13 protein-coding genes are annotated in these 12,711 nt (G+C 37.7%); 4 read left to right on the top strand and 9 right to left on the bottom strand.

All coding sequences use genetic code 11. The features are described 5' to 3' along the window. Positions 1–150 precede the first annotated feature (150 nt). The 7 genes from O7776_RS06955 to O7776_RS06925 all read right to left on the bottom strand — a co-directional run bounded on the left by O7776_RS06955 (position 151) and on the right by O7776_RS06925 (position 6,267). Positions 151–462: a hypothetical protein gene (locus O7776_RS06955; protein WP_274309865.1), complete on the bottom strand. Its 312-nt coding sequence runs from the start codon at positions 460–462 to the stop codon at positions 151–153. Positions 463–545: 83 nt separating this feature from the next. Continuing rightward, the gene (locus tag O7776_RS06950; RefSeq protein WP_274309864.1) at positions 546–806 is read right to left on the bottom strand and encodes a hypothetical protein; all 261 of its coding nucleotides are present in this window, start codon (positions 804–806) and stop codon (positions 546–548) included. A gap of 87 nt (positions 807–893) precedes the next feature. After that, on the bottom strand, positions 894–1,157 hold the full coding sequence (locus tag O7776_RS06945) for a thymidylate synthase (protein ID WP_241368441.1): 264 nt from the start codon (positions 1,155–1,157) through the stop codon (positions 894–896). A 9-nt stretch (positions 1,158–1,166) separates the two neighbouring features. Further along, complete coding sequence (locus O7776_RS06940; protein WP_274309863.1) at positions 1,167–1,697, bottom strand: tubby C-terminal domain-like protein; 531 nt, start codon at positions 1,695–1,697, stop codon at positions 1,167–1,169. Between the two features lie 50 nt (positions 1,698–1,747). Beyond that, entirely contained in the window at positions 1,748–2,443 is a 696-nt protein-coding gene (locus O7776_RS06935; protein ID WP_274309862.1) for a DsbA family oxidoreductase, read from the bottom strand. A gap of 104 nt (positions 2,444–2,547) precedes the next feature. Further along, complete coding sequence (locus O7776_RS06930; protein ID WP_274309861.1) at positions 2,548–3,909, bottom strand: aspartate kinase; 1,362 nt, start codon at positions 3,907–3,909, stop codon at positions 2,548–2,550. Between the two features lie 285 nt (positions 3,910–4,194). After that, positions 4,195–6,267, bottom strand: coding sequence for a DNA topoisomerase (locus tag O7776_RS06925; RefSeq protein ID WP_274309860.1), 2,073 nt, complete (start codon positions 6,265–6,267; stop codon positions 4,195–4,197). 195 nt (positions 6,268–6,462) lie between these two features. On the opposite strand from O7776_RS06925, the gene O7776_RS06920 reads away from it, so the two are divergent. Next, positions 6,463–6,858 (top strand): glucosamine 6-phosphate synthetase, encoded by a 396-nt coding sequence (locus O7776_RS06920; RefSeq protein WP_274309859.1) that lies wholly within the window; start codon positions 6,463–6,465, stop codon positions 6,856–6,858. A gap of 1 nt (position 6,859) precedes the next feature. On the opposite strand, the gene O7776_RS06915 is transcribed toward O7776_RS06920, so the two are convergent. Next, positions 6,860–7,366, bottom strand: coding sequence for a sigma factor (locus O7776_RS06915; protein ID WP_274309858.1), 507 nt, complete (start codon positions 7,364–7,366; stop codon positions 6,860–6,862). A gap of 514 nt (positions 7,367–7,880) precedes the next feature. Here O7776_RS06915 and proB point away from each other — a divergent pair. From proB to O7776_RS06900, 3 genes are read left to right on the top strand one after another with little or no spacing between them, the layout of a single operon-like run. Continuing rightward, positions 7,881–8,963: a glutamate 5-kinase gene (gene proB / locus O7776_RS06910; RefSeq protein WP_274309857.1), complete on the top strand. Its 1,083-nt coding sequence runs from the start codon at positions 7,881–7,883 to the stop codon at positions 8,961–8,963. A gap of 12 nt (positions 8,964–8,975) precedes the next feature. Next, positions 8,976–10,229: a glutamate-5-semialdehyde dehydrogenase gene (locus tag O7776_RS06905; protein ID WP_274309856.1), complete on the top strand. Its 1,254-nt coding sequence runs from the start codon at positions 8,976–8,978 to the stop codon at positions 10,227–10,229. 23 nt (positions 10,230–10,252) lie between these two features. Further along, positions 10,253–11,140, top strand: coding sequence for a DMT family transporter (locus O7776_RS06900; protein WP_274309855.1), 888 nt, complete (start codon positions 10,253–10,255; stop codon positions 11,138–11,140). 234 nt (positions 11,141–11,374) lie between these two features. Here O7776_RS06900 and O7776_RS06895 read toward each other — a convergent pair whose 3' ends face one another. Further along, complete coding sequence (locus O7776_RS06895) at positions 11,375–12,589, bottom strand: hypothetical protein (protein ID WP_274309854.1); 1,215 nt, start codon at positions 12,587–12,589, stop codon at positions 11,375–11,377. Positions 12,590–12,711 lie beyond the last annotated feature (122 nt).

Here is a 12,711-nt window from a genome sequence, read left to right as displayed (position 1 = left end):
ATCTATATTAAAAATAGTTTCTTATCCACTTAAAAATCTATCTTAACATTTAATCCTTTATAATTTAACAATTTATTTACATTTTGGTGGGAAGTGACTTCAATTGTGAAGAAATTAAGTTTCACTTGATGCTAACGAGCAGTGCGAAATTTATGGTACTTGCTTTCCATATACTTCAAGGCGCAAAACTTTTCCTTTATTTTCAATTAATTTATTGTACGAATATGTTAATTTGTATGTTGGAAATTTATCCAACTCCAGGTGCTTTAGTGAGTTTTCACTTATTTTCAATTTTCTACCATCTAATAATAAATAATAGTTATCATTTTCTTCAATAATTTGCTGTGATTCTAAGTCGGTTGTTGTGTAAATCGTTACATTTGTCAACATAATTCCAAATCCGATGAAAACCACCAGCAAGATTGCGACAAACCCGATTTTAAAAATGTTTCCTTTTACCATCTAGCCCCCTCCATTCTCCTTATTTACGAGCGAAGAACCAATAAAGTTTCAAAATATTCCCAAAATAAACCACATACAAACTCCTATAATCCAACGAGTTCCTCCTCTAGTAAATAATATTTCGTGCCATATATATCGACTTCATATGTAATACTTTGTATAGTTACAATAATTTGCAACACCTCGCCCACTTTATTTACTATATGCGGCTCGTAGTATTTACGATAATGATGAGTTTCGCTATCGCTTTCTTCATCAATTAACCGCACCATCACCCGTTCTAATACTAAAAATTTCGGCTTTCGCACCTCATCGACAATTTGAAATAAACTCAACTGCTCCAAAAAATCACCTACCCGATTTGTATGTACAATACATTCGAGCAGGTGATATGAATTTCCTTTATTAAATAATATTTATGTTCCTATCCATTAATAAATCGGTTGATCTACTTGTGGTAATGGCAATACTGTCTCGCCTTTCTTTTGTTCCGGCTTTAAATACACGACGAGCTCTTGTTGATATGAGCCATCTTCTAATAAATAGTGATCTAATGTGTGGCTATCATATTGGTACGTGCCAAATGGAAATGACACACTGTCCCCTTTGACAGCCGCTAGTAGTCCTGCGACATCATTAGATACCATATGTAGCACTTCTTCTGCTGTTTCAGTTAATACAAATACAACGTTCATATATTTCTCCTATACTCCGATAAATAATGTTGCCTGTGCAATCGCGATGTAGAATGCCGTATTTTGAACCGGTGCGGATTCTGCCAATTCAAGCATTACTGTAAATTCGTCACTTGCCTCATCATAGCTAGCCTTCCACCGTGCAATGATTTCATCTTCTACAATGAAGTTTGACCAGTCTTCCATCTCTTTATCGATTTTCATTTTTAAATTTGGGCCGCTTACAAACAATTCAGGGAGACCAATTCGCCAATTTTCATAGTTGATCCTATAAGTTTCATTGGAAACAAAATCTTTTCCTTCAAACCATACTTTACCTCGACGGAAAATTTTCTTTGCTTCAAAAATTGGCGCTCCGTCATTGTTCGTCACGCGATACTTTAAAAAATAGCGGTAGTCAAAATAACCGTCTAGTAACCTTTTTAAGCCATTATCATAAACGCGCTCTAGTAACTGTACTTGCTCACCTGCCTCATTTCTAATAGGCTGCGGATTCGTTGATTTAATATCGCCAAGTGCTTTATACGTAAATTGTTGCATGAAAGACCCCTTAATAACTAATTTTAATTTTGTTGACAGTTCGTCAGCTGCTAAATTTCACAGCCATCATTACCACAGACTGCATCGCTTTCAATGACAGTTATTCGCTTTTTAGCGATTCCCTGCGCTTGCTTTAATGTTTTCATATAAATTTCAAGTGGCTCCACACCCTTAATGCCATATGCATTTTCAAAAACCATAAATGGTACACTCGAAATTTGTAACTGCTGAGCATCATAGCGGTCTTGTGCAAGCTCTTCAGAAAATAGCTGCTCATCAATCACTTGCTGTGCCTGTTCACGTGGGATACCTTGTGAGACAATGATGTCAATTAACGCTGAGGTGTCATTCATATCAAAGCCATTTGAAAAATAACCATTCATCACACGCTCTGTAAAGGCATCAGCTACGTTAAATGTAGCCGCTAATTTCGCAAGGCGGTGCGCGTTTTCAGTATTAGCAATTTTGATTGCATCTACATTGTACGTAAGTCCAACCTCATTTGCATGCGCATGAACTGCGTCGATTGCTTCTTGCATTTTGATTTGACGACCTTGGAAGCGTTGCAGCATTTCCTCTTTGTAGTTGCGCGTTTCTGTTTTTGAGGCATCTGGATTCAGTTGATATGCCTTATATTCTATTTCAACTTGCTGTTGCAAACCTAACTCTTGGATTGCATTAAATAATTTTGTCTTGCTTATATAGCAAAATGGACAAGAAAAGTCCGAGAAGATTTCGATTTTCATACGTTTCCTCCGATAATAGTACGTGCGTCTATTCTCACATGCATTAGTTTAAAAGACAAGAAAAAAAGCCGAACCCATTACGGATTCGACTTATCCTTACGCTTTCAAGCAATTGGAATTTTTGCAAAAAACTCTTCGTAAAGACCTTTTAAAATGCGGTCCTCGAATTCAGAGCGGACGCCAAATACTAAGCTTACCTCTGATGAACCTTGATTAATCATTTCAATATTTGCCCCAGTATTTGAAATCGCTGTTGCCGCTCGCGCAGCAAGACCTGTATTATGACGCATACCTTCGCCTACAATCACAATCATTGAGAAATTATGACTGAAATGGACATCATCTGCACATAATTCAGTTTTTACACGTGCCACAATACGCTCTTCTTTTTCTGGAGTTAGCTGATTTGAACGCATGATAACCGAAATGTCATCTAAACCAGATGGCGTGTGTTCATATGAAATATTTTCTTCTTCAATAATTTGTAGAAGCTTGCGACCGAAGCCAACTTCTCGGTTCATTAAATATTTTGACACGTAAAGGATTGAAAAGCCTCCGTCTGCCGAAATACCTGTAACCGGGCGATTTGTTTGACTTCGTGTTGGTAAAATTCGCGTGCCTGGTGCTGAAGGATTGTTTGTATTTTTAATATTTACCGGAATACCTTGCTTATATACTGGCATTAATGCTTCGTCATGGAAAACCGAGAAGCCCGCATACGATAATTCACGCATTTCACGGTACGTAATTTCTTTAATATCTACTGGATCATTGACAACTTTCGGGTTCGCCGCAAAAACACAGTCCACATCCGTAAAGTTTTCATATAAAGTTGCGCCAACTGCAGACGCTAAAATCGAGCCTGTAATATCCGATCCACCACGGTCAAAAGTACGTAAAATTCCTTCTTTTGTATAGCCAAAGAAGCCAGGGAAAATAATAATTTCTTTTGTGTCCTTTAATTTACTTAAGTTTACATATGCTTCAGGTAATGCATAAGTGCGCTCAGGTAAATCATTTAAAACAAGCCCCTCTTTTGGGCTAACATATTTTGCAGGCACACCAATTGAGTTGAAGTAGCTTGCGATTAATTTTGCGTTATTGTCTTCACCACTTGCTTTTATGCTATCGATGAATAAATCTTTATTTGAACGATCTGCCTGAACACGCTCACGTAAATCCGCTGCGATTACATTCATCATCGTATTGTCTAAACCAAGTCCGTCAGTAATATCTCGGTATCGATTTACTACACCGTTAATTTTTGACTCTACATCACCGCCAGCTAAAGCCGTATGTGCTAAATCGATTAATAAATCTGTCACCTTAATATCGTCGCTTGAACGCTTACCAGGAGCGGAGACAGCGACAATCTTTCTTTCAGGATTAGATTTCACAATGTTTGCTACTTTTTTAATTTGTTCTGCACTTGCTACAGATGTGCCTCCAAATTTACATACTATCATCTCATCAGATCCTTACTCTCAAAATTGATATTTGTACTTACCGAAAAAACATTTGACTTTACACAGTGTACAAACATATCCTAATGCAGTCAAGACTATTCTGGGAATTCATAATCTATTTAGTCAAAATACGAATTTTTTTTACATTTGTCAATATATTATATTGCATTTTTACAAATTGGTGTGATTTTTCGATTGAAATGATGGAATACTAACAAATAAATTCATTAATGAAAACAACCACCTCTCAATATGAGAAATGATTGCTTTCTAATTTTATAGGCACTATTTCTTCGGCTGTGAAAAGACAAATTGTAGTTGGTCATTTTCGAGCTTCAATTTTGCCTTTCCCTTTTTCCCACTTTTCCATGTGAAGCGGATTTCGCGTGTTTCTTTACCTGCCAATAGCTTTTTCGCATCATTTACCATAATTTTTGCTTTCATTAGCGTTTTCGAAATGAAAAACTTGCAGCCCTTTGTCGTACACTGGTAGCCTTTAAAGCCTTCTACAACCTGTCCACCACATTTTTGACATTTACCAACGACTACAATTTCCTTCTCTGCCACTTCCATGTCAATGGCTTTAAAACTTTCTGTAGTTGCAACAATATAACGCTGCATCTCCTCATAAAATTGGCGCGAACTTAGTGTGCCATCCACAATATCCTTCAGTTTTTTGCTCCAAATAGCCGTTAATACAGGCGACACAATATCATGGTGCTTCATGCTTTCAATAACATCAATACCAAACTGTGTTGCTGCAATGGATTTCCCATCTCGTACTAGCATACCAATCGCAAATAGCTTTTCTAAAATTTCAGCACGCGTAGCTGATGTCCCAATTCCTTCTGCATCTTTTAAAATTTCTTGAAGTGCCTTATCTTCTACAAAGCGACCCGCATGAAACATCGCATCCAATAATGTACTATCGGTATAACGTGCAGGCGGCTCAGTTACTTTAGAATGGACTTTAGCATCCTTAACCATTCGTTGCTCTCCACTTTGGAGTGCTGGTAATGGTGTTTCTGTTTGTTTCTTTTTATGTGCTTTATATAACACTGTGTAACCTTCATCAACTATGACATTACCCGATGCTTTAAAATGCTCACCACCACAAGTGAACACCACTTGTGTTTTATCAATTATATATGGGTCCATAAAAATGGCAAGCAAACGTTTGACGATGAGCTGATAAATTTTATCCTCTTGGGGCGTTAGCTTCTTTTGACCAAGTTTGACTTCAGTAACGGTTATGGCATGGTGATCCGTTAACTTCTTGTCATCCACATATTTTTTCGAATGTTGGACTTTTTGCATACGCGCTCGGTCATTTAATATAGAAGATGTTAGCTCCGCATATGGAGGCATTGATTGAATCGCAGTTAAATTACGGTCAATCGTTTTCGCAAAATTTGTAGGCAAATGCTGCGATTCGGTACGAGGGTACGTCACAAGCTTTCGCGTTTCGTATAAACTTTGTGCGGCCTTTAACGTTTCAGCAGATGTCATACCGTATAAGCGATTGGCTTCTTTTTGTAGCTCAAGTAACGAATGCAGGCTTGGCGCATACATCGTTTTTCGCTCGGTCTTTACGTCTACAACCACTGCCTCAGCTGTCAAACGCTGCAAAATCTCCTGTGCCTGTTCAAGTGTTGCGATTTTATTTGACTTTGTTTTCGGATCAAACCAAGTTGCCTTGACGTTCCCTAAATCAAGTTCAATTTGAAAATATGGCTGCGGGATGAAATTTTGAATTTCTAACTCACGCTGAACGACAATGGCTAATGTTGGTGTCATAACACGCCCCACTTTAATTGTACGTCCGCCTTTTACTGTGGCGGCACGCGTTAAATTCAAACCAACTAGCCAATCAAAAATCATGCGATACATCGCTGCATTTCGTAAATTTTTTATGAGGGCATCATGCTCATCAATTAAGTTTTCAAGTGCATCTCGAATCGCAGGCTCTGTCGTTTGCGAAGTCCAAAAACGCTTTACTGGCAAAGTGCAGTTCGCTTTTTTGTAAAATGAATAGAAGATATTTTCACCTTCCATCCCTGCATCACACGCATTTATTACGAAATCATATCGGCCTTGCTTTAACTGGTCAGCAATATTGCGGTAAACACTCGCAGCTGTTTTTTTTACACGGAATTCATAGCGCTCTGGCATCATCGGTAGCAAATTTAAATCCCATTTCTTCCATTCCGGCTTATATTCATGAGGCTCTTTCAACTCCACGACATGTCCTACAAAGCTCGCAAAATCCATCGTGTATGGTAGATTCATTTTTTTATATACTTTTTCAATATCTCGCATGAGTGAAGGCTTCTCTGCAATGAGCAATGCTTTAGGCATGCAATCCTCCCCCTTATCTATCTTTAGTATAAGTTGAATCACATAATTTGCAAACAAAAACCGAACATACGTATGGCGCTACACCCACCAACAAATCTATTAACTTTCAACACGAACGAGAACTTTATTATGTTAATGTAGAAAATATAACCATCTAGATGTTATACTACATATGTACAAAGGGGGAGTTTTTATATGGGGAAATATAAACGTACAATTTTTTGGATTATTCCAATTGCTATTTTAGGGGTGTTTATTTACTTTTTTGGACCAAAAAAGCCAGTGACAGATAACGAATATGTACAATACATACAGGCGACTCCAGTTGTCGAAAATAGTAACATCACAACTGAAGTTGCCCTCAAAAACTATTGTGAAAAGAGTAAATGGGAGTATTTCCAAACGAAAATGATGGAGCACGTCGTTGAATTTAAAGGCGATTGCAAAGTTAATGACAAAGTTCAATCCGTGAATTTACAATATGTTGTTGAGAAAGGCCAAGCTAATTATCGTATAGGTGCAATGCTAGTAGCGGGTATTCAACAAACGGAAGAACAACGAAGCGCATTTTTAAATACCGTTAATCAATAATTCACAGGATGGGTGCTTGCCCGTCCTTTTTTTGTATCATTGTCCGAACATTTTTCAGCATTTTACTTCTACGTTTTTTCATCACCTCGTACGAAATGCCTTCTAGTTTTGCTGCATCACGTATTGAATAACCTTCATAATAAAGTAACTCAATCAAATGTTGATGATCTGGGAATAGGTGATAATACCAATCCGGTCGTTCCATAGTAAACGGTAATTGGTCTGAAGCTGTATCGCACAAATATGACAACTTGTTATCCTCTGTAGCTGTTTCATGTTCAGTCACCTTCAAATTGCCATTAAATTCGCGAAGAATCGCAAATTTAATCAGCATATAGGCATACATTTCAAAATTTCCTTTTGTTTCATCAAACTCCTTGGCCGCCTTCCAAATGGCCAACCGCCCTATCTGCATATAGTTTTCTTTATCCTGAAATAGTTTGTACTTCGCAATCACACGTAAAATCAAATACTCAAACTCGCCAATGCGCTCATCGATTCCTTGCATTATGCTGCATTCCTTTGAGCTGTGCACAACTTGTTATTCCTAGGTAACTCCACCATAAAAATTTCATGCTACATTGACAAAGTGCAGTTTTCGTAAAATTTTCTATTAAAACGCTATTTTGAACAATTTTCCCCATCCAAATTGACAAAACGACAATATTTCATGAAAATTGCAAAATTACTTTACTTTGCTATTTTTCAAATGATATTGACAAATCCCATTCAATCGGGCATGCTATTAGAAAATAAAAAGCTTACTCAAAGAATAGTACGTAGCAATTGGCTAGAGAAGAGAGCACATTCCAGCGGCTGAAAGAATGGCATAGCAAAACCTACCGAACCTACTTCGACATGCTCCTAATAAATTTGGGCGCCGGCTCAGCGTTATGAGATGAAGTGGAATGTTTTTAGCATTCAATTTAGGTGGTACCACGGAAGTTACAGCACTTTTCGTCCTATGCATTAGGAGGAAAAGTGCTTTTTTATGTGTAAAGAATAGAAATGGAGGCAATTTTATGGAACGAAAACGTGTCGTCGTCAAAATTGGTAGCAGTTCATTAACAAATACAAAAGGTGAAATTGACGAACAAAAATTCACCGATCACGTCGCAGCGCTTGCAAAATTAAAAGGGGCTGGCCATGAAGTCATCTTAGTTTCTTCGGGAGCAGTTGCTGCAGGCTTTCGTAAATTAGGCTACTCATCTCGTCCCGTAACAATCAAGGGCAAGCAAGCAGCAGCCGCCGTTGGACAGAGCGTACTTATTCAAGCCTATTCAGACGAATTCGCACGTTATGGCAATATCCCAGCGCAAATCTTATTGACACGCTCTGACTTTAGCGATAAAAAGCGTTATAAAAATGCATACGAAACATTATCTGAGCTACTTGAGCGCTCAATCATTCCAATTATTAATGAAAATGACACAGTATCTGTAGCTGAATTAACATTTGGCGATAATGATATGCTATCGGCTTTAGTGAGTGGTTTAGTCCATGCCGACCAGCTCATTATTTTAACGGATGTCAACGGACTTTACACAGCCAATCCCCTAACCAACCCAGACGCACAACGTATTTCACTCATTGAAGAAATTACCGATGAAATGCTTGGCTATGCTAAAGGCTCTGGTTCAAAAGTTGGTACAGGTGGTATGCAGTCAAAACTTGCTGCCGCAAAATTTGCAATGAATGCCGGAGTAGACGTCTTTATCGGAACAGGTTTCGGGTCACTTAAATTAATTGAAATTTTAGATAACAATGGTGATGGCACGTATTTCAAACGAAGTGACAAAGCCATTCCCACGAATAAACAATGGGTTACACTTACAGAGGCTTCAGGCAAGCTATTTATCGACGAAGGTGCTGTCAATGCCCTGCAACACGGGGGGAAAAGCCTACTTCCTGCTGGTATATACGCCTTTGAAGGACAATTCAATCGCGGTGATGTTGTCGAAGTATATGACCGTCATACATGTATTGGCCGTGGGGAGGTTTTATATTCAGCAAAAGAACTCGAACAGGCAATGGGCAAGCGTACTGATGAGCTTTCAAACGCACCAATCGAAGTTATCCACCGCAATCATTGGGTGAAAAATTAAGGGGGAGCAGCAATGACAAACGAAGTAATTGAAAAAGGAAAACGCGCTAAAATCGCAAGCTATAAAACAAATATTTGCTCAACACAACAAAAAAACGATGCATTAAAACACATCGCCTCTCAATTATTAATGGATTTAAACGAAATTTTAGCTGCCAATGAACTGGATATCATCGCAGGGCAAGAAAACCAGTTAGATGCCTCTACACTAGACCGCCTATTATTAAATAAAGAACGCGTACAAGCGATGAGTGACGCCATTTTACAACTGATTGATTTACCAGACCCAGTTGGAGAAGTACTTGAAGACATTACAAAGGAAAACGGCCTACATATTACGAAAAAGCGCGTTCCACTTGGTGTTGTCGGCATGATTTACGAGGCACGTCCAAATGTAACAGTCGATGCTGCTACCCTTTCGTTAAAAACAGGTAATGCCGTTATTTTGCGTGGAAGTTCTTCGGCAAAAAATTCGAATATGGCACTTGTTGCCTCGATTCACCGCGCATTAGAAAAAGCAGACTATCCAGTTGATGCGGTGCAATTAATCGAAGACACCAGCCGTGAAACAGCAAAAACATTGTTCACAATGACCGACTATTTAGATGTACTTATTCCACGTGGTGGAAAAAACTTAATCGATTTAGTAGTACGTGAATCGACAGTACCCGTTCTTGAAACCGGCGCAGGTAACTGCCATGTCTATTTAGACAATTTCGCTAATGTTGACATGGCTAAATCAATCATAAAAAATTCAAAAACGCAGCGTCTTTCCGTATGTAATACAACAGAAAGCTTACTAATGCACGAGGACTTCTTCCATTTACATGGTAAAGCGTTCCTACATTATTTACATGGGGAGTTAGGTATTAAAATTTACGGTGACGAACAAGTATGCCGCGCATTGAATGCAGCCTTGCCAGCAACAGATGAACATTATGCGGAAGAATTTTTAGCATGTACTTTAAGCATTAAGGTTGTCGAAAACGTCTATGAAGCAGTACATCATATTAATAAATTTGGAACAAATCATTCTGAAGCAATTATTACAGAAGATGTACAAAATGCAGAGGTATTTTTAAATTCAGTTGACGCTGCCGCGGTCTATCACAATGCTTCAACACGCTTTACAGATGGCTTTGAATTTGGCTACGGTGCAGAAATTGGCATCTCTACACAAAAGCTACATGCACGTGGACCAATGGGCTTACCTGCATTAACATCAACGAAATTTTTTATTACTGGTAACGGCCAAATTCGCAACTAAACAGGCAGAAAGTAGGTTGAATAATGAACACCAGCTCCATGATTAAATTGACCCTTTCTATGGCCATCTTTGGTTCAATTGGATTTTTTACAATTCATACAGGACTCCCTGCAATTGAGCTTGTGTTTGTACGTTGTATTTGCGCAACGTTGTTTTTAGGTGGATTATGGGTGATGACAGGTGGTCATAAAACAGAACAATGGGACAAACGTGAAGTGATTAAAACGTGTATTTGTGGGATTTTCATCGTGCTGAATTGGGTATTTTTATTTAAAGCTTTTGAAGTGATGTCTATTTCAATCGCAATTTCGATTTACAATTTAGCACCGATTTTCGTCCTCATGCTTGGCTCGGTTTTACTAGCAGAAAAAATGGGGGTACGGTCGATTTTAGCAACAGTTGTGTGCTTCTTAGGTAGCATTTTAATCGTTGGTATTGATAGCTTTTCAAGTATTTCTCAATTTATGAATTCGGGCTTTGTTTGGGCGTTACTATCGGCAATTTGCTATGCGCTCACTATGTTTACAAGTAAAACCATTCACGGACTATCTTCATATGCTTTAACATTTATTCAAACGATGGTCGGAATTATCATGCTATTTCCCCTATGTGATTTTACGGTATTTGAAGGCTTAACTACAACAAATTGGCTGTATATTCTTGGCACAGGCTTCATCCATACGGGCTTTGTCTATTATTTATTTTTTGATAGTATTCGCGATTTACCAACAGTAATTGTATCGGTGCTCGTTTTTGTTGATCCGGTTGTAGCCATATTACTTGATGCCATTTTACTGAGCTTTAGACCGTCATTGCTACAAATATTAGGTATTGTCCTCATTTTCGGGAGTATTATATATACCGTGTTTTATCCAGACCAAAAAGTTCAAAAAGTACAGCCTGAATCTTAACCCAACACAGAAAAGGCTGCGCGAAAAGTATTTACTTTTCGCGCAGCGCTTCGTTCGTGTGTTAATTATCCGCTACAGACGGTGCTTCTGCGGTGGTCGAATAAAAGAACGAATGCTAAAACCGTCACATCCTGTGACAACGCATTCATGACTAGCTTCGTGCTAGCCTCCATCCTCGGCGCAAAGGGGGTGTCCCAGAATCACTTCTCGGACACCCCCTTCTGTGTTTATTTATTATACTTTTACTGACGCAACAAATTGTTCAGCCAAATGTATTTCATCGGCAAACCAAATAGGTTTAAAGTTATTTTTGCCACCTAAATAAATCACACAAATTTGAATACTATTATTTTTCTTATGGCTTTCAACAGCATTTTTCCATTCTTCATCCTGTGGTAAATGCTTATAGATCATTTCATTGCATAAAAAATAGATTTTACCATTCTCATTTTGCGATAACTCCAGCTTCAACATCAATAACGCGTAATTCAGTGCATTTTTATAATTTATAGGCTCATTTTTAATTAGAATTTGCTGATTCAAATCATAATAACGGTCCATATTAAACATCCCTTTTAACGCAACCATCTCGCGTTCAATGGTTTGAGCAAAGGGAACAAATATGAAATTCTGTTCGTTTTTCTGGATTGATTTTATTAATTGGAGGACAATTGCAGTTTGTATGTTAATATATTCACGCATAGACACATCTTGCTGCACACAAAGAATGTAGGAACAATTTTGGTTGGATTGATTTGTTACAAATTCTGTTTTCTCAATTTTTTCTTTCCAAAAGTGAAGCTCTGCAAAGTGGTTCGATTCAATTGATTTCATAAGCATTGCAAAATGATTTTCATCAATTGTTTTCCAAATTTCTGGACCTAATATTTGTTCAACCGCGTTTTGCTGCCTTTCAACTTGTACAAGAATATTTTGGAATTCAGTCTTGTATTTGAACAAATGAATATACCACTTATTTTGTATTTCTGTAAATAATCTTTGCTGCAGGATTTCCAATTTACTATCATTACTATTCATTAATTGAATAGTTTCACTGTGCTCTTGTACTTTCCATAATTTCTCTAGTTGAGATAAATGACCTGAAATTAGCTTTTTTACGATAAATAACGCAGTAAAAAATCGCTTCTCGGTGCAATCATATTGTGTATACACGGAATCTTTGTCCAATCCATTTGCTGCAAAAAAATTAAGTAAAAATAAGCGCCAATTTTTTTTATTGACATCTCCATTATTGATTTTCTCTTCGTAATCTCCGCCAAGTTCTAACAATGTCCAAATGTCATATGTAATTAAGCAAGCATCCTCTTTAGTGAATAGTTGTGAATGATTCATTTTAAAAGAGTCTAAAAGTGATAAAAGCTTTTCCATCCGCTTAGTTTCTAAACTAACTGGATTTTCCAACAATCGCTCATTCTGTAACAACTCCATTAAACCTTCATCTCCTTCATTAACGTCCATTCTGTAAATATATAACAAATATCTCAATAAGTGAATATTTTTCACGGGGAAGTCTACAGTATTCATTCGACAAATTTCTACATAATTCACTT

This window comes from Solibacillus daqui, from assembly GCF_028747805.1.
GTDB lineage: Bacteria > Bacillota > Bacilli > Bacillales_A > Planococcaceae > Solibacillus > Solibacillus daqui.
Note: the sequence above shows the minus strand (reverse complement) of the source record. Positions and strands in the feature narration are given on the sequence as shown.